Below are 21,062 nucleotides of genomic sequence, written 5' to 3'. Positions count from 1 at the left end.
CCCTCCCACTCCCGCGCGAGGTGTTGAGCGATGAAGATCCTGCTGCCTGTCGATGGCTCGGCGCTGTCCCTGGAGGCGGTGCGCCACGCGATCCGCCTCGTGCGCGACGGCCTGCAGGCGGAATTCGTGCTCGCCAACGTGCAGGAGCCGAGCTCGCTGTACGAGATGGTCGTCGTCCACGATCCGCAGGCGTTGCGCCGCATGGCCGCGGAGGCAGGCACGCATGCGTTGGCCGCCGCCGATGCGCTGCTGAACGAAGCCGACATCGACCACGAGATGGAGGTCGCCACCGGCGATCCGGCGCACACGCTGATCGACCTCATCGACAACTACGGCTGCGACGTGGTCATCATGGGCGCCCACGGCATGGGTGAGGGCAGCGCTGCATTCGGTGCGGTGGCGCAGGAGCTGCTGCGCCACGCGCCCGTGCCGGTGATGATCGTGCGACCTGGCGAGCGAGCCGAGGGCGCGGCCGACACGCTCGAAGGCGGCGTGCAGGAGCAGCCCGACAACCCGCCTTGAGAGACTGCCGTGTCCACGGTCTTCGATCCCGTGCTGTTCGGATCGCTCGGCCTCAAGGTGCTGACGGCCGCGCAGCAGACGCCGCAGCGCCTCGCAGCGCTGCAGGCCACGCGCCTGGCACGCCTGCTGCAATCGGTCGGGGCGAGCTCGGCGTACTACCGGCCGCTGCTGCGCGGACGCGATCCGTCCACGGTGCGCCTGCAGGAGCTGCCGGTGGTGTCCAAGCCGGAACTGATGCAGCGATTCGACGACTGGGTGACCGATCCGCGTCTCAAGCTGAATGAGCTCCAGGCCTTCATCTCCGATCGCCGGCGCATCGGCGAGCCCTACCTCGATCGCTATCTGGTGTGGGAGAGCTCGGGCACCAGCGGCGAGCCGGGCATCTTCGTGCAGGACGTGCAGACGCTGGCCATCTACGACGCCCTGGAAGCGCTGCGGCGTCCGCTGCCGCGGCCGTGGCAGCGCATGCTCGATCCGCTGTGCATCGCCGAGCGCATCGCCTTCATCGGCGCCACCACGGGGCATTTCGCCAGCGAGGTGTCGGCGCAGCGGCTGCGGCGCATCAATCGATGGATGGCCAACGCGATGCGCAGCTTCTCCATCCTGTCGCCCACCGCCGATCTCGTCGCCGACCTCAACCGCTTCGAGCCGACCGTGATCGTGACCTATCCGACGGCGGCCGCGCTGCTGGCCGAAGAGTTCGGCCGCGGCACGCTGGTCATCAAGCCGAAGGAGGTGTGGACCGGCGGCGAGACGCTGAGCCCGACGGTGCGCCGCCGTGTGGCACAGACCTTCGGCTGCACGGTCAGCAACAGCTACGGCACGTCGGAGTTCCTGCCGATCGGCTGGGAGTGCAGCCATGGCCGGATGCATGCCAACACGGACTGGGTGCTCATCGAGCCCGTGGATGCGCAGCAGCGGCCGGTGCCCGCCGGCGAGATGTCGCATTCGACGCTGATCACCAACCTGGGCAACGAGGTGCAGCCGATCATCCGCTTCGACATCGGCGACCGGATCCGGGTGCACGACGAACCTTGCGGCTGCGGCTCGCCCTTCCCGGTGATCGAGGTTCATGGCCGCCATGACGAGCCGCTGCGACTGCTCGGTGGCGATGGTCGGCTGGCCACCCTGCTGCCGCTCGCGCTGACCACGGTGCTCGAGGACGATGCGCAGCTCTTCCATTTCCAGCTGGAGCAGCGCGATGCGAGCACGCTGGTGCTGCGGCTGCCTCTCGCAGGCGTCGAAGGCGAGGCGGCGTTGGCGCGCGGAGCCGAGGCGCTGCGCTCGTTCGCCCGGCGCCACGGGCTGGCGCCCCTCGAGGTCGTCCTGGAGTGCGACCGCGCGCTCACACGCGGACGCAGCGGCAAGGTGCAGCGCATCATCGCAGCGCCGGCATCGCGGCGGCACGCCGAAGCGGACGATGCCCTGGTGTCTTCGTAGCGTGCTTTCCGCGCTTCAGCCGACCTGCAGGTGAATCAGCGCTGCGCTGACCTCGGCGCCGTCGATGTCCAGACGTCCCAGCGAGATCGGCAGCCTGAACCTCCTCGGTCCCGCGCTGCCCGGATTCACATGAAGCACGCCGGCGCGCCGTTCCACCTTCGGCTGGTGCGAATGACCCGACACGACGACCTGGTGTCCCGCCGCGGCGCCGGCGCGCAGGGTCTTGAGGTCGTGGATGACGAGGATGCTGATCGCGCCGGCCTGCAGCACGGCCGTTTCCGGCAGCGCCAGCGCCCACGCGCCCTGGTCGTTGTTGCCGCGCACGGCGGTCACCGGCGCGATGCGCGCGAGCGCTTCCAGAATCTGCGGATCGACGATGTCGCCGGCATGCACGATCCGCTCGCTGCCCTGCAGCGCGGCGACCGCTTCCTCGCGCAGCAGACCGTGGGTGTCGGAGATCAGTCCGATGCGCACAGCCCGCTCGGATCTTCCTGCGCCAGGTAACAGTGGAGTGCCCGGATGGCGGAGGAGGCGTGCTGGCCCCAACGCATCTGGAAGCCGAAGCCCCACTGCCACAGCGCGTCGTCGACACGTCCGCCGGCGTGCAGGTGCTGCCCCAGCGCGACGTCGCGATAGATGGCGACCAGGTCGTCCGCCAGGTCGCCCACCACCGGCTGGTCGGGCGGCACCAGCGGGCTGAAGATCTCGCTGTAGTGCTGCAGCGGTATCGCCGCCGCGCGCAGCCGCACCTGGTTGAGCCGCGCCTCGAGGAACACCGGCACCTCCTCGGCGCGCGCGGACACGCCTTCGCTCCACGGCTGCGGCAGCTCGAGGGCCGCGGTGTAGAGCAGCACGACGCGCCGCAGCGCCAGCGGCGCGGTCAGGCGGTCACCGATCGCGCTGCCGTCGGCCCATTCGACAAAGCGCTGCGCTTCGCGGCTGAAGCGCGCGGCGATGGCTTTGCGATGTTCGCTGCGAGGCATGCCCCATGGTAGGACAAGCCTCAGGCTTCGAGCGGCAATCCCACGTAGTTCTCGGCCAGCGCGGTCGACGCGGCCTGCGACGTGACCAGGTACCCCAGCTCGGCCATCTGCATCTTGTGGCCGAAGGCCCCGGTCTCGGGGAAGTCGTGCATCAGCGAGGTGAACCACCACGAGAAGCGCTCGGCGCGCCAGATGCGGCGCAGGCAGCGCTCGGAGTAGCCGTCGATGCCCTCGTCGCTGCCGGCGTAGTGCTCGGCGAGCGCGCGCGCCAGATAGCCGACATCGCTGGCCGCGAGGTTGAGCCCCTTGGCGCCGGTGGGCGGCACGATGTGGGCGGCGTCGCCGGCGAGGAACAACCGGCCGAAGCGCATCGGCTCGGCGACGAAGCTGCGCAGCGGCGCGATGCTCTTCTCCAGCGACGGACCGGTCACCAGCGACTCGGCCACCGACGGGTGGACGCGCCGCCGCAGCTCGTCCCAGAACGCATCGTCCGACCAGCGCTCTGCCTTGTCGTCGCTGGGCACCTGCAGGTAGTAGCGGCTGCGCGTCGGCGACCGCATGCTGCACAGCGAGAAGCCGCGCGGATGGTTGGAGTAGACGAGCTCGTGCGACACCGGCGGCGTCTCCGAGAGCAGGCCCAGCCAGCCGAACGGGTACACGCGCTCGAACACCTCGATCGCCGAGGCCACGCTGGCGCGGCACACCCCGTGGAAGCCGTCGCAGCCGGCGATGAAGTCGCACTCGATGACCTCGTTGCGGCCGCCGAGCTGGAAGCGCACCTGCGGCTTCGCGCCGTCGAAGTCATGCACGCTGACATGCTCGGCCTCATAGACGGTCTTCAGTCCGTGGTCGGCGCGCGCCTGCATCAGGTCGCGCGTGACTTCCGTCTGTCCGTACACGGTGACCTGCTTGCCGGTCAGTGCCTTGAAGTCGATGCGATGCAGCGACCCCGCGAAGCTCAGCTCGATGCCGCCGTGCAGCAGGCCTTCCGCGTGCAGCCGCTGTGCGACGCCCGCCTGGTCGAGCAGGTCGACGGTGGTCTGCTCGAGCACTCCGGCACGGATGCGGCCGAGCACGTAGTCGGGACTGCGCTGTTCGACGATCACGGCGTCGACGCCGGCGCGGTGCAGCAGCGCGCCGAGCAGCAGGCCTGCCGGGCCCGCGCCGACGATGGCAACTTGAGTTCGCATCTCTACAGCACTGTCCTCAGATTGGCTTGTGCCTGCAGCAGCGCCGGCAGGCAGTCGTTGACGAGCTGGTCCATCGAGACACGGGCCGCATGCACGCTGATGTTCATCGCCGCCAGCACGTCTCCCCGGTAGCTCTTGAGCGGCACGCTGATCGTGCGCAGGCCGAGCTCCAGCTCCTGGTCCACGGCCGCGTAGCCTTGGGCGCGTGCCCGGGCGATCTCGATGCGCAGCCGCTCGCCGTTGGTGATGGTGTTGGGCGTGAGCGGCGCCAGCGTCTGCCTGGCGATCCAGGCGTCGACCTCGGCCTGCTGCATCGACGACAGCAGCACTCTGCCGTTGGCCGTGCAATACGCCGGCACGCGTGTGCCCGGCTGCAAGGTCGACGACACGACGCGACCGGCGCTGGTGGCGGCGATGCAGATCACGTCGGCATCGTCGAGCACGCCCGCCGCCGAGGCCTCCTTCATCGAATACGCGAGCTTGTGCAGCTCGGGCTGCACGATGCGCGGCAGGCGCGCGGAGTGCATGTAGCTCTGGCCGAGGCGCAGCACCTTGGGCGTCAGCGCGTACATCTTGCGTTCGCTGGTGACGAAGCCCAGGTATTCCAGGGTGATCAGGTAGCGGCGCGCTGCTGCCCGGGTCAGTCCGCACAGCGCAGCGACTTCGCTCATGGTCAGGCGCGGCCGGTCCTGGTCGAACGCGGCGATGACCGACAAGCCCTTTTCCAGGCCGGCGATCAGGTCGCGTTTCTGCGGGCCGGGCGGGGACTCCCGCACGGCGGACTGCGCGGGTTCGGACGCCTGCTCGGCGCCCTCGCGATCGAAGCTGTTCATGGGGCGGACTCCCGACTCGATGACCGGGCGTGTGCACCCGGCGAATTGCCATGGGCAGGCCCCCTCGGACCGCCCGGCGGTAGTCAGGCAATCTAGACCGAAATGGCCATCCGCGGCGTTCGCTAGACAAACTACGGTGCGAATAACGCGCAATCCGAGCGCCTATTCGCCCGCTCGGGCACTGTGCGCCCGTTCATGCCAAGTCCACCGGGAGGGCCGCCGGGGCCTTCACCTCTTCCATGCAGATCATGGAGCGCACGTCGTCGACGCCCGGCACCTGCATGAGGCGGTCGGTGAGGAACTGGCTCAGGCTCTTCAGGTCCCGCGCCACCACCTTGAGAAGGTAGTCGTAGTCGCCGGACACCGTGTGGCACTCGAGGATCTGGGGGAAGTCGCGGATGCTCGCCTCGATCTCGCGCACGCGTCCGAATTGGCCTCCGTCGATGTTGAGGCTCACGTAGGCCATCACGCCCAGCCCGAGCGCGGCCGGCTGCACGTCGGCGCGGTAGCTTCGGATCACCCCGCGCTCTTCCAGCGCGCGCACCCGGCGAAAGCATTGCGGCGCGGACAGGTGAACCTTGGCGGACAGCTCGACATTGGAGGCGCGGCCGTCCGCTTGCAGCACATCAAGAATCTTGCGGTCCAGGGTGTCGATGGACGATGGTGTCATGGCGCGGTCGGGGTCAGAAGAACGAATCATGCACCTATGTGTCATCTCACGCAACTTTTGGAAAGCAAATTTCGTCCGGTCGGCACTAGACTGCCCGGACAGTCAGTCCATACACACATTCAAGGAAGTCTCATGACCACCGCTGCCCGAGCCGCCGCGCTCCAAGCCCGAGCCGCGACCCACGCCATCGAGCTCGAGAACCGCCACGGCGCCCACAACTACCAACCGCTGCCGGTCGTGCTCAACCGCGGCGCTGGCGTCTACCTGTTCGACGAGCAAGGCCGCCGCTACCTGGACATGATGTCCGCCTACTCGGCGGTCAGTTTCGGCCACAGCCATCCCGCGCTGGTGCAGGCGCTGACCGAGCAGGCCGGCCGCCTGTCGGTCACCAGCCGGGCCTTCCACACCGACCGCCTCGGTCCCTTCCTCGCCGCGCTGTGCCGCGTGACCGGCATGGCGCGAGCGCTGCCGATGAACAGCGGCGCCGAAGCGGTCGAGACCGCGATCAAGGCCGCCCGCAAATGGGCTTACAAGGTCAAGCGCGTGCCGGACGGCCAGGCCCAGATCCTCGTCGCGGAAGGCAACTTCGCCGGCCGCACCACCACCATCGTCGGCTTCTCCACCGAAGCGCAGTACCGCGACGGCTTCGGGCCGTTCGCACCAGGCTTCGCAAGCGTGCCCTTCGGTGACGCCAAGGCGCTCGAGGCGGCGATCACGCCGCATACCGCCGCCTTCATCGTGGAGCCCATCCAGGGCGAGGCAGGCATCGTCGTGCCGCCTGCCGGGTACCTGAAGGCCGTGCGCGACATCTGCACGCGGCACAACGTCCTGATGATCTGCGACGAGGTGCAGACCGGCCTCGGCCGCACGGGGCGCATGCTGGCCTGCGACCACGAAGGCGTGCGCCCCGACGGGCTCACGCTGGGCAAGGCGCTCGGCGGCGGCCTGCTGCCGGTCAGCGCCTTTCTCGCCCGCGAGGACGTGATGTCCCAGTTCACGCCCGGTGACCATGGCAGCACCTTCGGCGGCAATCCGCTCGCCGCGGCCGTCGGCCTGGCCGCGCTGGAGTTGCTCGAGCGCGAACAGCTGGCGCGTCGCGCGCAGGAGCACGGCGACCACCTGATGGCGCAGCTGCGCCGCCTGGCGCACCCCGCCATCAAGGAGGTGCGAGGACAGGGGCTTCTGATCGGGGTCGAGATCGATCCGTCGTTCGCCAGCGCGCGCGCCGTCTGCGAGGCGCTGATGGCCGAAGGCGTGCTGACCAAGGACACGCACGGCACGGTGGTGCGCCTGGCACCGCCGCTGGTCATCGAGCGGGCACAGATCGACGACGCCGTGGCGGCGCTGGGCCGTGTGCTGAAGGCCCTGGACAGCAGGCCGCGCGTGTGCCGCGCCGAGAGCGTCGCGGCCTGAGGGCCCGCCCCCGTCGCGCTAGCGGGTCAGCGGCGTCCCGCAGTTCGCGCAGAAGCGCGCGTTCGGGGTCGCCGCCGCGCCGCACTGCGTGCAGTGCAGGCGCGGCGTCGGTGCATCGGCTTCCAGGTCGAGGTCGACCAGCGACGGCGGCTCCACCGATTGCAGCGCGGCCGCGGTGTGGATCTGCCGGCTGAGCTGGGCGGCCGAGCGGGTGTCGGCGGCCCCGGTCAGCGATCGCTCGCCGGTGTTCAGCGCCGCGATGCGCGCCTGGTCCTCGGTCGAGCCCGGCGCAACGAGCACGCTCTGGCTGCGCGCGAACTGCATCAGGTGCAAGGCCAGCGCCTTGGCCTCGCGCTCGGTGGAAAACATCGCGGTCACCTGGCGCGCATCGTCCTTGCCGAACACGACCGACTCGATGCGCGCACGCCAGATGCGCAAGGTCATCGCCTCGGTGCGCACCACGTCGTTCTGGGTGTTCATCCGGCTGGTCAGGTTGTTGCCGGTGCCGATGCGCGAGGTCTGGTAATTGCCGATCATTTCCACCCAGACGAGCACCGACTCGAAGTTGAAGCGGCCCCACAGCCGCGCCGACGACTGGAAGCAGAACGCGGCGACGAACGCGAGGATGGCCGAGTTGCCCAGCAGCGAGATGCGGTTGTTCTGCCAGCCGGCGAGCGCGTCGAAGCCGCGCACGAAGGCCAGCGCCATGCCGGCGGCCACCAGCACCAGCAGCACCGCGTACAAATCGAGCAACAGCAGCGGCCGGTGGCGTCGATCGGCGATCGCCGCGGCGAAGCTGGGGGCCTTCGTGCCGGCCACCGGCAAGGGCTGCGTCTCCTCGAACAGCTCGCCGGCAAAGCTGCCGGCCGGTGTGGCCGCGGGCGTCGCCGGCTCGATGCGTCCGTAGCGGCGGTTGGGAATGCGCTCGGTCCATTCGGACTGCAACTGGCGATCGAGCTCGTCCATGAGGCTTGCCGGCGGCGCGTTCATCGACAGGCGTCCCTGCTCGACGCTGGCGCGCGTCTGCGGCGCGCTGTCGACCTGCGCGAGCACCGCTGCCATCGCCAGGCCGCAGGCGACCAGTGCGGTGGCCAGCATCACGAAGGTCTGCGTGTTGAGCGAGAACTCGCCCAGACGGGGCAGGCTCGGGGCGAACAGGCCGATCGCCACCGGACCGAGGATGGCGACCGCGATCAATCCGATCAGCGAAGCGCTGGTGAGCCGTGCGCGGTCCTGTGACAGCACCGGCTTGAGCAGAAAGAAGACGCCGAAGGCGAAGTACAGGAACCCGATCCACGGACGCGTGGCGTCGGTGCCGAACACCCACCACGAGAACAGGAAGCTGATCAGCGTCGCCGCGACGGCCGCGAGATTGAAGACGAAGCGCCGGGCCAGCGTCTGCACTTCTCGCGGCGCCGTGATCAAGGTGGGCATCCAGTGGTACAGCACGCCTTCGATCGCACCTTGCGGCTCGGGATAGGTCAGGCCGCCCTGACGAAGAATCTCCTTGACCTGGTCGGCCGCCGGCGATCCCCCGCTGGCGCCGACCGGAATCTCCGGCGCCAGCGAGGCTGGACGGCCCCGGCCGAAGAAGAAGCGCAGGCGGCGCGCGGCCGTCGCGGCGCAGGTGATGCCGGCTGCGAGCAGCAGCAGGCCGGTGATGAGCGGTGCCGCGGCGAGCCGCACCGACTGGTCCTGCATCGCGGTGCGCGCCCACCACAGGCTGGTCACGCCGGCGGCGACGAGCAGCACGGCGCAAGCCCACAGGAGCCGGTTCTGCAGCTGGTACGGATTGGGCAGCTCCAGCAGCTTGGACTCGGAACTGTAGTCGTACGACATGGCGCCTCCCCCGGTGAAGAGCTCACCAGTGTAGGAGGCGCACGCCCGCGCGGAAGCCCGGCGTGTTAGGGGATCTTCAGACCCGCTCGACGATGAGCGCGATGCCCTGGCCGACGCCGATGCACATCGTGCACAGCGCATAGCGGCCCTTGATGCGGTGCAACTGGTTCACCGCGGTGGTGACCAGCCGCGCGCCGCTCGCGCCGAGGGGATGGCCCAGCGCGATGGCGCCGCCGTTGGGGTTGACCCGCGCGTCGTCGTCCTTCAGCCCGAGATCGCGCAGCACGGCCAGGCCTTGGGCGGCGAAGGCCTCGTTGAGCTCGATGACGTCGATCTGCTCCAGCGTGAGGCCGGTCAGCGCCAGCACCTTGCGCGTCGCGGGGGCGGGCCCCATGCCCATGACGCGCGGCGGCACGCCGGCGGTGGCCATGCCGACGACGCGGGCGCGCGGCGTGAGGCCGTGCCTGGCCGCGGCCGACTCGCCGGCCAGCAGCAGCGCGCAGGCACCGTCATTGACACCCGACGCGTTGCCAGCCGTCACCGTGCCGTCCGGCCGCACCACGCCCTTCAGCTTGGCCAGGGCCTCCAGCGATGTCTCGCGCGGATGCTCGTCCTTGGCGACGATCAGCGGATCGCCCTTCTTCTGAGCGATGGTGACCGGCGTGATCTCGGCATCGAAGAAGCCCGACTGCTGCGCGGCCACCGCCTTGAGCTGCGAGGCGAGGGCCATGCGGTCCTGTGCATCGCGTTCGATGCGGTAGTCGCCGGCCACGTTCTCCGCCGTCTCGGGCATCGAGTCGACGCCGTACTGTTCCTTCATCAGCTTGTTGACGAAGCGCCACCCGATGGTGGTGTCGTAGACGGCGTTGCTGCGCGAGAACGCGGTCTCGGCCTTGGGCATGACGAACGGAGCGCGGCTCATGCTTTCGACGCCGCCGGCGATCATCAGCACGGCCTCGCCGCTCTTGATGGCACGTGCCGCCGTGCCGACCGCGTCCATGCCCGAGCCGCACAGGCGGTTGACCGTGGAGCCCGGCACGCCCATCGGCAGGCCGGCCAGCAGCGAGGACATGCGCGCGACGTTGCGGTTGTCCTCGCCGGCCTGGTTGGCGCAGCCGTAGATCACGTCGGTCACCGCTTCCCAATCGACTTCCTTGTTGCGTGCCATCAGCGCTTTCAGCGGGATCGCGCCGAGGTCGTCGGCCCGCACGGAAGACAGCGCGCCGCCGTAGCGGCCGAAAGGGGTGCGCTGGGCGTCGCAGATGAATGCGTCGGTGCTCATGGTTCGTTCCTTCAGTGGCTGAGCGGCACGCCGGTGAGCCGCTGCAATTCCTCGAAGCCGAGGCCGTTGAAGGTCTCGACCACCCTGAGACCTTGCGGCGTCACGTCGAGCACCGCGAGGTCGGTGTAGATGCGGCTCACGCAGCCGATGCCGGTCAGCGGATACGTGCAGCGCTCGACGATCTTGCTCTCGCCGGCCTTGGTGAGGTGCTCCATCATCACGAAAGTCCGCTTCGCGCCTATGGCCAGGTCCATCGCGCCGCCGACGGCCGGGATGGCGTCGGGTGCGCCGGTGTGCCAGTTGGCCAGATCGCCGCCGGCGGACACCTGGAACGCGCCGAGCACGCAGATGTCGAGGTGGCCGCCGCGCATCATCGCGAAGCTGTCTGCGTGGTGAAAAAAGGCACCTCCCTTGAGCAGGGTGACCGGCTGCTTGCCGGCATTGATGAGGTCGTAATCCTCGTCGCCGGGCGCCGGCGCCGGACCCATGCCGAGCAGGCCGTTCTCGCTGTGCAGGAAGATCTCGCGCTCCTTCGGCAGGTGATTGGCCACCAGCGTCGGCAGGCCGATGCCCAGGTTGACGTAGGCACCTTCGGGAATGTCGCGGGCCACGCGGGCGGCCATCTGATCACGGTTGAGCTTTTGCATGGGAGTCCTCATGCGGCCTGGCGGAAGCCGGCGGGGCCGGTGGCGGTGCGGGGCACCAGGACGACGCTCTGCACGAAGATGCCCGGCGTCACGATGTGCTCGGGGTCCAGGGCGCCGAGTTCCACGATGTCGTGCACCGACGCGACCGTGCGCCTGGCGGCCATGGCCATGATGGGACCGAAGTTGCGCGCGGTCTTGCGGTACACGAGGTTGCCCCAGCGGTCGCCCCGCTCGGCCTTGATCAGCGCCACGTCGGCGTGGATCGGCGCCTCGAGCACGTACATGCGGCCGTCGATCTCGCGCGTTTCCTTGCCCTTGGCCAGATCGGTGCCGTAGCCGGTGGGTGTGAAGAAGCCGCCGATGCCGGCGCCGGCGGCGCGGATGCGCTCGGCGAGGTTGCCCTGCGGCACCAGCTCCAGCTCGATCTTGCCGGCGCGGTACAGGCCGTCGAACACCTGCGAGTCGACCTGGCGGGGGAAGCTGCAGATGATCTTGCGCACCCGGCCGGTTTTCAGCAGCGCGGCCAGTCCGACCTCGCCGTTGCCGGCGTTGTTGTTGACGATGGTGAGCTCACGCGCGCCCTGGGCGATCAGCCCGTCGATCAGCTCGGCCGGCTGTCCTGCGCCACCGAAGCCACCGATCATCACGGTGGCACCATCGGGAATGCCCTGCAGCGCCGCTTCGACGCTGGGCGAGATCTTGTCGATCACGGGTATCTCCTTTTGTTCTCTAATAGAACAAGCGTTCGATTAGGGAACAGTATACAGAGAAGCCCGACAAAGCAGGGTCGTGGCCATGGGCGGACTGGGGCCTCCGGCCCCAGGTCCTTTGAACGCCGCCATGGCGGCTCGTCCTCATGCTGAAGCCCCTCCAGGAGGGGCTTTGGGGAGCGGTGTGTGGCCGAGCCTTCAAGGCGGCTCGAGCCGAAAGGCTCAGGCGGCCTTGGAGAGCTCTTCCATGGCGTAGACCCGCCCGAACCGGTTGGCCAGGAAGGCTTCGAGCGGCACATCCTCCTGCTTCACGAAGCCCGCTTGCGGCAGGCTGCCTGCGGCGAGCATGTCCAGCATCGCGCACAAGCTGCTGGCCGTCGTGATCTGGATCGCGCTGCGCATCTTGCCCGCCAGCACGTGGCTGTAGATCTTGCGGGCGTAGCTGTCCTGAAGCAGCTTGCCGTCCTTCAGTCCGGCGACGGTGACGAAGACGATGACGACGTCCTGCATGGTCGCGGGAACGGCCCTCTCCAGGATGTCCTTGAGCACGTCGCGGCGGTCGCGCAGGCGCAGGTCGTGCAGCAGCGCCTTCATGATCGCGGCGTGGCCGGGGTAGCGGATGGTGCGGTAGTTCAGCGTGCGCACGTTGCCCTTGAGCGTCTCGCACAGCGTGCCCAGGCCGCCCGAGGTGTTGAACGCCTCGTATTGCACGCCGTCGAGCGCGAACTCCTCGCGTTCCTCGAGGGCCGGCACCTCGCGAAGCTGGCCGTCGACGATGGCCTCGCAGGGCTCGCAATACTCGTTGATGACGCCCTCGGTGCTCCAGGTCAGGTTGTAGTTCAGCGCGTTGCTGGGATACGCCGGCAGCGCTCCGACGCGCATGCGCACCGAATCGAGCTTGTCGAACTGGCGCGCGAGGTCGGCGGCGACGATGGAGATGAAGCCGGGGGCAAGGCCGCACTGCGGGATGAAGGCGGTGTTCGCGCCGGCAGACAGCTGGCGGATGCGGCGGGTGCTGGCGACGTCCTCCGTCAGGTCGAGGTAGTGCACGCCCAGTTCGCGCGCCGCTTCGGCCACCTTGACGGTCAGGTGGTACGGCGCGGCGCTGAGCACCGCGAAGCGGCCCTTCATCGCGCCGCGCAGCGCCACGGCGTCGGTGACGTCCAGGCACAGCGTCGACAGGCGCGCCGACTTGCGCGCATCGGCATCGATTTCGGCCAATTGGGCCGCCGAGCGGTCGGCGACCGTGACCCGGTAGCCCGTGTCCTCCGGTGTCTGCACCAGCAGGTCGGCGACCACCGACCCGATCTTGCCGCCGCCGATGACCAGGATGCTTTTCATGGAGTCGCCCTCGCGCAGGTTGTCGTTAAGAACGGGGCAATTCTCGTGCCGCTTTGCGCAAAGCGCAGCCACTCACTCGACGATCAGCGGTGCGCTCGTCGGCGAACTGCCGACTAAACTTCGTCGATATGCGAAAGCCCGTTCTCGACGCCACCGATCGCGAGCTCCTCGCGCTGCTGCGCGAGGACGCCCGCGCGCCGACGGCGGTCCTGGCGCGCAAGCTGAAGCTGTCGCGCACCACGGTGCAAAGCCGCATGGAACGACTGCAGCGCCAGCGGGTCATCGCCGGCTACACGATCACCGTGCCCGACGAGCTCGAGCAGTCGCTGGTGCGCGCCCATGTCCTGATCACGCTCGTGCCCAAGCAGAGCGCCGCCATCGAGCTGGCGCTGCGCAAGATTCCCGAGGTGCGCGTGCTGCATTCGGTCAGCGGGCCCTTCGACCTGATTGCCGTGGTGGCCGCCACGTCCATCGGCGAGCTGGACGCCCTGATCGATCGCATCGGCGCACTCGACGGCGTGGAGCGCACGACTTCCGCGATCGTCCTGTCCACACGGATCGAGCGCTAGGGTTTCCACCGATCTCTCAAGCTTCAGCGCTGCTTGCCGATAGTCCTGGCCAGGCCGTCCGCCTCGAATGCGGTCGCCTGCAGGGATGAAAAACACCGGATCCACCATTCAGATCGAAGTCGACGCGCTGCGTGTCGGGATGTTCGTGCATCTCGATGTGGGCTGGATGTCGCACCCGTTTCCGCTGTCCAGCTTTCGCATCGCCTCGGCCGAGCAGATCGCCATCATCCGATCCCTGGGTCTGGGCAAGCTGCGCTGGAGCCCCGAGCACAGCCTGCTGGCCGACGCGACTGCGCAGGCCGCCGCCGTCGCGCCGCCTGCCGCAGCGCCGTGCGAGACGCCCGAAGCGGCGGAGCGCCGACGCGGCCGCGAAGCGCTGTCGGCGCAGCGCGCCTCGCTCGCCGTGTGCGAGCGTCAATTTGCCGAGGCCGCCCGCGACTGCCGCCGGCTCACCGACCTGGTCACCACCCAACCCATCGCTGCCCGCGACCAGGCGCAGGCACTGTCTCGCGCGCTGGTCGACAAGATGGCCGGCGACGGCGAACTCTGCATCCGGCTGCTCACCGAGGCCGCCGGCGACAAGGCTTCTGCGCACGCGGTGAACGTGGCCCTGATCTCGCTGCTGATGGGCCGCACGCTCGGCTTCGGCGACACCGACATGCTCGACCTCGGCGTCGGCGCGCTGCTGCACGACATGGGCAAGCTGGACCTGCCCGCGCGCGTGCGCCACCGCGAGGATCATTTCACGCCGGCGGAGGCCCGCTTCTACGAGCAGCACGTGGCGCACGGAGTGGCGCACGCGCTGAAGATGGGTCTGTCGCCGGGTGCGTCGCTCGTCATCGCGCAGCACCATGAGACGGCCGACGGCAGCGGCTTCCCGCTCAGGCTCGGCAGCGAGCGCATGACGCCGGCGTCGAGCATCGTCGCGCTGGTCGATCGCTACGACAATCTCTGCAATCCACACCTGCCGGCAAAGGCGCTGACGCCGCACGAGGCGCTGTCGCTGCTGTTTTCACAGGGCCGAAACCGGTACGACACGGCAATCCTCGGCGCCTTCATCCGGATGATGGGCGTGTACCCGCCCGGCTCGGTGGTGCAGCTGACCGACGACCGCTACGCGACAGTGGTCGGCGTGAACTCCACGCGGCCGCTGAAGCCGCGGGTCGTGGTGTGCGACCCCCGTCATCCGGCCGACGAGGGCCTGGCGATCGACCTCGAGCGGCATCCGACGCTGGGCATCCGGCGCAGCCTGCGCGCGTCGCAGCTGCCGCGCGAGGCCCAGGCCACGCTGGAGTCGCGGCCGCGCGTCGCCTACTTCTTCGAACCCGCCGCCGAGGAGGCCATGGCATGAAGCCGCCGCAGGCAGACGAACACGCCGCAGTCGCCGCGACGGCACTGACCGCCGGCCTGATCGAGGGCATGCTGGACGCGGTGTGCCTCGTCGACGGTGCCTCCCTGCGCGTGGTCGCGGCCAACGCCGCCGCCGCGGACCTGCTCGGCGCGGACGTGCCGGGTCTGCGCGGGCGCGACGTGAAAGGCCTGTGCGCCACGCCGGAGGATTTCCAGTTCTGGAGCGACGCGGCGGGAGGCCTCGAGCAGGCGATCGAGTCGCAGACCTGGCTGCGGCGCAACGACGGCACCTGCGTGCCGGTGCTGCGCCGCGTGAGCCGCCTGTCCGCCGCCGGCGGGTCCAGCCTCTTCGTGCTGGTGATGCACGACCGCAGCGAGCAGTGCCGGATCGAAGGCGAGCTCGAGTCGCGCGTCGCCGAGCTCGCGGCGACGCTCGAATCGACGGCCGACGGCATCCTGGTCACCGACCTGGCCGGTCGCATCCGCAGCTTCAACCACACCTTCGCGCGCCTGTGGTCGCTGCCCGACGAAGTGCTGCGCCGGCGCGATGCGCACGAAGTCGCCGCCTTCATGCAGCGCAGCGTCAGCGACCCGACGGGCTACGCACACCGACTCGCCGCGATCGAGGACAGCGAGCTGCTGCAGTCGGTGGACACCGTCATCCTGCGCTGCGGCCGGGTGCTGCAGCGGGTAGCGCGGCCGCAGAGCTCCCGCGGGGCGAGCGTCGGAAGGGTCTTTTCGTTCCGAGACATCAGCGAGCGCCTGGCGGCGCAGCGCCGCATCGAGACGCTGTCGCACACCGACACGCTGACCGGCCTGCCGACGCGCCGCGTGCTGGCCGACCGGGTGCAGTTCGCGACGGCGCTGGCGCAGCGCGAAGGCACCTCCTTTGCGCTGCTGGTCGCCGGCCTCGACCATTTCAGGCACATCAACGACACGCTGGGCCATGAATTCGGCGACCGCGTGCTGTGCGACATCGCGGGGCGGCTGGGCGCCTGCATGCGCCAGGTCGACACCGTGGCGCGCCTGGGCGGCGACGAGTTCGTCGTGCTGGCTCACCAGGCCGATGCGGCGGGCGCCGAGGCGGCGGCGCGCCGCATCCTCGAGACGATGCAAGGCCCGTTCGCCCACGGGGGCCTCAGCTTCACGGTCACCTGCAGCATCGGCATCGCGCTGTATCCCGCAGGCGGGGCGCAACTCGACGACCTGTTGCGCCACGCCCATGGCGCGATGCAGCAGGTCAAGCAAGCCGGCCGCGCCGCCTATCGCTTCCACGAGCCCGGCGATGCCAGCGGACAGCCGCCGGCCCGCGGCCGCCTGCGCCTGGACCACGCGATGCGCCAGGGGCTGGCCCATGGCCACTTCAGGGTGCACTACCAGCCCCAGGTCGACATGGGCAGCCGGCGGGTGCTGGGCGCGGAGGCGCTGCTGCGCTGGCGCGATCCCGAGCTCGGCGACGTCCCGCCCGGCGAGTTCATCCCGGTGGCCGAGGCCAGCGGCTTCATCATCGCCATCGGCGAGTGGGTGCTGCGCCAGGCGGTGCAGCAGGCCGCGCGCTGGCACGCGCAGGGCCGCGACCTGGTCGTCTCGATCAACGTGTCGGCGGTGCAGTTCCACCGTGACGGCTTCGTCGACAGCGTGGCCGCGGCACTGAAGGACGCCGCGTTGCCGGCCCAGCTGCTGGAGCTCGAGCTCACCGAGTCCATCCTGATCCAGAACGCCCACGATGCGCTGCTGCGCCTGCAGGCGCTGTCCGGGCTCGGCGTCAAGCTCGCGATCGACGATTTCGGCACCGGCTACTCGAGCCTCGGCTACCTCAAGCGCTTTCCGATCGACCGGCTGAAGATCGACCGCAGCTTCGTGCGCGGGCTGCCCAGCGATGCCAGCGATGCCGGCATCGTCAACGCGATCGTGAGCCTGGGCCGCGCCTTGCAGCTCGAAGTCGTCGCCGAAGGCGTCGAGACCGAGGCGCAGCGCGCGTTCCTGGCCGGCACCGGCTGCGAGCAGTACCAGGGCTTCCTGTTCGCGCCGGCGCTGGACAGCGCGAGTTTCGAAGCGCGCCTGGGCAGCCAGACCGACGTGATCGGCAGCGCCTTCGGCCGGCTGCCTTCGGCATGACACCTTGACGACGACGTTTCCAGGCGATTTTTTGTAAAGTCGTCGCCACAGGAGCGTCCGAGGGACCGCGGTCGCCGACCGCGCGGCAACGCTCCTGGTTCTGGGAGCGCCATGATTCCGGTCACCTCGCTGCTGGAGAAGAAGCTCGCCACGCTGGACGTGCCGCTCGCGGTGCAGCTGCCCGGTGGCGCTCGAGTCGGTGCGGCCGACGCCCGCGTCACCGTGAAGCTGTACGACCTCTCGGCGCTGGCCAAGCTGGCCGCTGGTCAGGTGGGCCGGGTGGCGGAGGACCACGTCGAGGGCAAGCTCGACATCCAGGGCGCCATGCGCGACGTCATGCTGATCGCCGCGCAGATGATGGGCGAAGACCCCTTGCGAGACGACGCGGCCGCGGCACCGCTGCGCTGGTGGAGCGAGCTGGCGCGCCACAGCCGCTCGCGGGCGCGCCACCACAAGCGCGCCGACGCCGAGCAGGTGCAGTTCCACTACGACGTCTCCGACGAGTTCTACGCGCTGTGGCTCGATCCGCGCCGCGTCTACTCCTGTGCCTACTTCCGCGACGCCGGGATGACGCTGGCGCAGGCGCAGGAGGCCAAGCTGGACCACATCTGCCGCAAGCTGATGCTGCGCGAGGGCGAGCGCTTTCTCGACATCGGCGCCGGCTGGGGCGGGCTGCTGCTGTGGGCAGCCGAGCACTACGGGGTCACGGCCCACGGGATCACGCTGAGCAAGAACCAGCACGCGCACGTGAACCGGCTGATCGAGGAGAAGGGCCTCAAGGGGCGGGTGGCGATGGAGCTGCGCGACTACCGCGACCTGCCCGAAGGCGAACCGTGGGACAAGATCGCGTCGATCGGCATGTTCGAGCACGTGGGCCGGGCGCAGCTGCCGACCTACTTCGCGAAGATCCACCGCTTGCTGAAGCCGGGCGGCCTGCTGATGAACCACGGCATCACGGCCGGTGGCACGCGCAACGACCAGCTCGGCGCCGGCATGGGCGATTTCATCGAGCGCTACATCTTCCCCGGCGGCGAGCTGCTGCACGTGTCGCACGTGCTGAAGGTGATGAGCGAGGCCCGCCTGGAGCCGCTGGACGTCGAAAACCTGCGACCGCACTATGCCCGCACGCTGTGGGCCTGGAGCGACGGGCTGGAGTCGCGTCTGGCCGAGGCGCGCGACCTCACCCATGACCGCATCGTGCGCGCCTACCGGCTGTACCTGGCGGGCAGCGCGATGTGCTTCGAGCGCGGGTGGATGTCGCTGTACCAGATGCTCGCGGCGAGGCCGAGCGGCGACGTCGCCGACGGGCCGATGCGAGGCGCACAATCGGCCTACCCCTTCAATCGGTCCTACATCTACCGCTGATGATCTACAAATTCAAGTCCAAGGCCGCCGGCGACGTGATCATGATGGAACCCAGCGGCGATCACGTGCTGCGCATCATCGGCAAGGTTCCGGCACCCAAGGGCATCATCGAGCCCGCCGACATGCCGGCCGCCATTCAGGCCATCGAGCGTGCCATCGTCGACGAGGAGAATGCGCGCAAGCAGGCCGAGGCCGATGCCGCCGCCGAGGGCAGGTCGTTGCCGCCACGCGAGGCGGTCACCCTGCGCCAGCGCGCCTGGCCGCTGGTCGACATGATGAAACGCGCGCACGCCGACGACAAAGAGATCGTCTGGGGCGTGTGACCACCGAGAACAGGGAGTCCGACGATGAAGCTGTGGAGCGATAGCTGGATCAACGGGGAGCGCATTCCCGCTCTTTACGCGGCAGGCAGGCTGGACGATGGCGGTACGCCGACGTTCTCCGACAACCTCAACCCGCACCTCGCCTGGAGCGAGGTGCCGGCCGGCACGCAGTCGTTCGCGCTCATCTGCCACGACTTCGACGTGCCCAGCCGCGGCGACGACGTGAACAAGGCCGACCGCGAAGTGCCCAGCGACCTGCCGCGGGTCGACTTCTTCCACTGGGTGCTGGTCGACCTGCCGGCGTCGCTGCGCGAGATCCGCGAAGGCGAGTTCAGCCGCGGCTTCACCGCGCGTGGCAAGCCCGGGCCGGCGACGCTGCACGGGGCCCGCCATGGCCTCAACGATTTCACCGGCTGGTTCGCCGGCGACGCGCAAAGGGCCGGCGACTACTTCGGCTATGACGGACCCTTCCCGCCGTTCAACGACTCGCTGATCCACCACTACGTGTTCACGCTGTACGCGCTGAGCATCGAGCGCGCGCCTGTCGAGGGCGCGTTCACCGGCGCCCAGGTGCGCGAGGCGATCTATCCGTACGTGCGTGGCGAGGCCACTCATTCGGGCACCTACACCCTCAACAAGCGCCTGCTGCGCTGATCGAGCGCGCTGCCCGATGCACGAACACGCCACCCGCGTCATCGCGATCCGCCATGGCGAAACGGCGTGGAACGTCGACACGCGCATCCAGGGACAGCTCGATGTCCCGCTGAACGACGTCGGGCGCTGGCAGGCGCGCCGTGTGGCGCTTGCGGTGGCCGACGAGAACCTCGCGGCCCTGTACGCCAGCGACCTGCTGCGCGCCTACGAGACGGCGCAGGCGGTGGCCGCGGCCTGTGGCCTGCCCGTCGTCACCGACGTCGGCCTGCGCGAGCGCGGATTCGGCGAGTTCGAAGGGCACACCTGGCAGGAGATCGAGACGCGGTGGCCGCAGCAGAGCGAGCGCTGGAGACGCCGCGAAATCGACTTCGCGCCCGGCGGCGGCGAATCGCTGCGCCGGTTCTACGACCGCACGATCGCGGCCGCCACCCGCCTCGCCGCGGCGCACCCCGGGCAGACCATCGCGGTCATCGCCCACGGCGGCGTGATGGACTGCCTGTACCGCGCGGCATCGCGCATCGACCTGCAGGCGCCGCGCTCCTGGCAGCTCGGCAACGCCAGCATCAACCGGCTGCTCTACACGCCCCAGGGCTTCTCGCTGATCGGATGGAGCGACACCTTCCACCTCGAACACGACACGCGCGACGAGTCGGCCGACCGCGTCGGGAGCGCGGCGGCATGACGCCGGCCGCCTGCGTCGGCGATCACGTCGACGCCGTCGCCTCACCTGCGCTGGTGATCGACCTCGACGCGATGGAGCGCAACCTTCATCGCATGGCCGACTTCGCCCGGCAGCACCGCATGCGGCTGCGGCCCCACGCCAAGATGCACAAGAGCGCGGCCATCGCGCGGCGTCAGGTCGAGGCGGGCGCAGTGGGCGTGTGCGTGCAGAAGCTGGGCGAAGCCGAAGCGCTGGCCGCGGGTGGCATCGGCGACATCTACATCAGCAACGAAGTGATCGCGCCGGACAAGCTGGCGCGGCTGGCGCAGCTGGCGCAGCGCGTGCGTCTGGCGGTGGCGGTCGACTCTTCCCTCGGCGTCGACCGGCTGGCGCAGGCGCTGCGCGTCGCCGGCAGCCGCGCGGACGTCTTCGTCGAAGTCGACGTCGGGCAGGGCCGCTGTGGCGTCGCCCCGGCGGCCGCCGGGGCCCTGGCGCAGCAGGTCATCGCGCACGGCCTGCCTTTCGCCGGGCTCCAGGCCTATCACGGCCGCGCGCAGCACCTGCGCACGGCAGCCGAGCGCGAAGCGGCGATCCGCCATGCGGTCGCTCTGGCGCGAGCCGCCCAGGCCGCGGTCACCGCGGCGGGTGTCGCCTGTCCGCTGGTCACCGGTGCCGGCACCGGCAGCTTTGCGCTGGAAGCGGCCAGCGGCGTGTACGGCGAGCTGCAGTGCGGCAGCTATCTATTCATGGACCGTGACTACGCCGACAACGAGCCCACGCCGAATGCGCCTCGCTTCGAGCACGCGCTGTTCGTCAAGGCGCAGGTCATCAGCCGCGGCCATGCGCACGCCGTGATCGATGCGGGGCACAAGTCGCATGCCATCGACTCCGGCCTGCCGCGCGTGTGGCAGCGCGAGCTCGACTACGCAAACGGCGGCGACGAGCACGGCATCCTGCGCGGCGCGGCGCTGCCGGCACTCGGCGACACGGTGTGGCTGGTGCCCGGGCACTGCGACCCGACGGTCAACCTGCACGACGACTACGTCGCCGTGCGCGGCGGGCTGGAGCGAGGCACGGTCGAGGCCGTGTGGCGCATCGACGCCCGAGGCTGCGTTCGCTAACCCCGATTGCGCCGGGGGTGGCTGCGGCGCG

The 21,062-nt window shown here is 69.6% G+C and carries 21 protein-coding genes; 11 read left to right on the top strand and 10 right to left on the bottom strand.

The annotated features are described in order from the left end of the window. Positions 1 to 30 precede the first annotated feature (30 nt). Both P7V53_RS29475 and P7V53_RS29470 read left to right on the top strand, forming a co-directional pair. Positions 31 to 522, top strand: a complete 492-nt coding sequence (locus P7V53_RS29475) for a universal stress protein (protein WP_280153042.1) — start codon at positions 31 to 33, stop codon at positions 520 to 522. Positions 523 to 531: 9 nt separating this feature from the next. Then, positions 532 to 1,962 carry an AMP-binding protein gene (locus tag P7V53_RS29470; RefSeq protein WP_280153041.1) on the top strand — a complete coding sequence of 477 codons (1,431 nt, stop codon included), beginning with the start codon at positions 532 to 534 and terminating at the stop codon, positions 1,960 to 1,962. 15 nt (positions 1,963 to 1,977) lie between these two features. Here the strand turns inward: P7V53_RS29470 and P7V53_RS29465 are convergent, their stop codons facing one another. The 5 genes from P7V53_RS29465 to P7V53_RS29445 all read right to left on the bottom strand — a co-directional run bounded on the left by P7V53_RS29465 (position 1,978) and on the right by P7V53_RS29445 (position 5,638). Next, positions 1,978 to 2,436 (bottom strand): metallophosphoesterase family protein, encoded by a 459-nt coding sequence (locus P7V53_RS29465; RefSeq protein ID WP_280153040.1) that lies wholly within the window; start codon positions 2,434 to 2,436, stop codon positions 1,978 to 1,980. Next, positions 2,421 to 2,945 carry a DUF5063 domain-containing protein gene (locus P7V53_RS29460; protein WP_280153039.1) on the bottom strand — a complete coding sequence of 175 codons (525 nt, stop codon included), beginning with the start codon at positions 2,943 to 2,945 and terminating at the stop codon, positions 2,421 to 2,423. The genes P7V53_RS29465 and P7V53_RS29460 overlap by 16 nt, the downstream gene beginning before the upstream one ends. Positions 2,946 to 2,965: 20 nt before the next feature. Next, positions 2,966 to 4,135, bottom strand: a complete 1,170-nt coding sequence (gene pobA / locus P7V53_RS29455; RefSeq protein WP_280153038.1) for a 4-hydroxybenzoate 3-monooxygenase — start codon at positions 4,133 to 4,135, stop codon at positions 2,966 to 2,968. 2 nt (positions 4,136 to 4,137) lie between these two features. Further along, complete coding sequence (locus tag P7V53_RS29450; RefSeq protein ID WP_280153037.1) at positions 4,138 to 4,968, bottom strand: IclR family transcriptional regulator C-terminal domain-containing protein; 831 nt, start codon at positions 4,966 to 4,968, stop codon at positions 4,138 to 4,140. 193 nt (positions 4,969 to 5,161) lie between these two features. Further along, positions 5,162 to 5,638: an Lrp/AsnC family transcriptional regulator gene (locus tag P7V53_RS29445; protein WP_280153036.1), complete on the bottom strand. Its 477-nt coding sequence runs from the start codon at positions 5,636 to 5,638 to the stop codon at positions 5,162 to 5,164. Positions 5,639 to 5,770: 132 nt separating this feature from the next. Here P7V53_RS29445 and rocD point away from each other — a divergent pair, with 132 nt between their 5' ends. Continuing rightward, positions 5,771 to 7,051, top strand: coding sequence for an ornithine--oxo-acid transaminase (rocD, locus tag P7V53_RS29440; RefSeq protein WP_280153035.1), 1,281 nt, complete (start codon positions 5,771 to 5,773; stop codon positions 7,049 to 7,051). Positions 7,052 to 7,069: 18 nt separating this feature from the next. Here rocD and P7V53_RS29435 read toward each other — a convergent pair whose 3' ends face one another. From P7V53_RS29435 to P7V53_RS29415, 5 genes are all read right to left on the bottom strand, one after another. Beyond that, positions 7,070 to 8,890: a zinc ribbon domain-containing protein gene (locus tag P7V53_RS29435; RefSeq protein ID WP_280153034.1), complete on the bottom strand. Its 1,821-nt coding sequence runs from the start codon at positions 8,888 to 8,890 to the stop codon at positions 7,070 to 7,072. A gap of 76 nt (positions 8,891 to 8,966) precedes the next feature. After that, positions 8,967 to 10,172, bottom strand: coding sequence for a 3-oxoadipyl-CoA thiolase (pcaF, locus tag P7V53_RS29430; protein ID WP_280153033.1), 1,206 nt, complete (start codon positions 10,170 to 10,172; stop codon positions 8,967 to 8,969). Positions 10,173 to 10,183: 11 nt separating this feature from the next. Then, entirely contained in the window at positions 10,184 to 10,819 is a 636-nt protein-coding gene (locus P7V53_RS29425; RefSeq protein WP_280153032.1) for a 3-oxoacid CoA-transferase subunit B, read from the bottom strand. An 8-nt stretch (positions 10,820 to 10,827) separates the two neighbouring features. Beyond that, positions 10,828 to 11,529: a 3-oxoacid CoA-transferase subunit A gene (locus P7V53_RS29420; protein WP_280153031.1), complete on the bottom strand. Its 702-nt coding sequence runs from the start codon at positions 11,527 to 11,529 to the stop codon at positions 10,828 to 10,830. A 222-nt stretch (positions 11,530 to 11,751) separates the two neighbouring features. Next, positions 11,752 to 12,870 (bottom strand): saccharopine dehydrogenase family protein, encoded by a 1,119-nt coding sequence (locus tag P7V53_RS29415; RefSeq protein ID WP_280153030.1) that lies wholly within the window; start codon positions 12,868 to 12,870, stop codon positions 11,752 to 11,754. Between the two features lie 128 nt (positions 12,871 to 12,998). On the opposite strand from P7V53_RS29415, the gene P7V53_RS29410 reads away from it, so the two are divergent. The 8 genes from P7V53_RS29410 to P7V53_RS29375 all read left to right on the top strand — a co-directional run bounded on the left by P7V53_RS29410 (position 12,999) and on the right by P7V53_RS29375 (position 21,031). Then, on the top strand, positions 12,999 to 13,439 hold the full coding sequence (locus P7V53_RS29410; protein ID WP_280153029.1) for an Lrp/AsnC family transcriptional regulator: 441 nt from the start codon (positions 12,999 to 13,001) through the stop codon (positions 13,437 to 13,439). A gap of 85 nt (positions 13,440 to 13,524) precedes the next feature. After that, complete coding sequence (locus P7V53_RS29405) at positions 13,525 to 14,790, top strand: HD-GYP domain-containing protein (protein WP_280153028.1); 1,266 nt, start codon at positions 13,525 to 13,527, stop codon at positions 14,788 to 14,790. Next, complete coding sequence (locus tag P7V53_RS29400; RefSeq protein ID WP_280153027.1) at positions 14,787 to 16,907, top strand: bifunctional diguanylate cyclase/phosphodiesterase; 2,121 nt, start codon at positions 14,787 to 14,789, stop codon at positions 16,905 to 16,907. Before P7V53_RS29405 ends, P7V53_RS29400 begins: the two co-directional genes overlap by 4 nt. Positions 16,908 to 17,018: 111 nt before the next feature. Beyond that, positions 17,019 to 18,272, top strand: a complete 1,254-nt coding sequence (locus tag P7V53_RS29395; RefSeq protein ID WP_280153026.1) for a cyclopropane-fatty-acyl-phospholipid synthase family protein — start codon at positions 17,019 to 17,021, stop codon at positions 18,270 to 18,272. Then, the gene (locus tag P7V53_RS29390; protein ID WP_280153025.1) at positions 18,272 to 18,595 is read left to right on the top strand and encodes a DUF1840 domain-containing protein; all 324 of its coding nucleotides are present in this window, start codon (positions 18,272 to 18,274) and stop codon (positions 18,593 to 18,595) included. The genes P7V53_RS29395 and P7V53_RS29390 overlap by 1 nt, the downstream gene beginning before the upstream one ends. 24 nt (positions 18,596 to 18,619) lie before the next feature. Further along, positions 18,620 to 19,249 carry a YbhB/YbcL family Raf kinase inhibitor-like protein gene (locus P7V53_RS29385; protein ID WP_280153024.1) on the top strand — a complete coding sequence of 210 codons (630 nt, stop codon included), beginning with the start codon at positions 18,620 to 18,622 and terminating at the stop codon, positions 19,247 to 19,249. 16 nt (positions 19,250 to 19,265) lie between these two features. After that, on the top strand, positions 19,266 to 19,931 hold the full coding sequence (locus P7V53_RS29380; protein WP_280153023.1) for a histidine phosphatase family protein: 666 nt from the start codon (positions 19,266 to 19,268) through the stop codon (positions 19,929 to 19,931). Continuing rightward, positions 19,928 to 21,031 (top strand): DSD1 family PLP-dependent enzyme, encoded by a 1,104-nt coding sequence (locus P7V53_RS29375; protein WP_280153022.1) that lies wholly within the window; start codon positions 19,928 to 19,930, stop codon positions 21,029 to 21,031. Before P7V53_RS29380 ends, P7V53_RS29375 begins: the two co-directional genes overlap by 4 nt. The last annotated feature ends 31 nt before the right edge of the window (positions 21,032 to 21,062 follow it).

Source organism: Piscinibacter sp. XHJ-5, from assembly GCF_029855045.1.
Taxonomy (GTDB): Bacteria; Pseudomonadota; Gammaproteobacteria; order Burkholderiales; family Burkholderiaceae_C; genus Albitalea.
The sequence above is the reverse complement of the archived record's forward strand: the minus strand, read 5'-3'. Positions and strand labels throughout refer to the sequence as shown.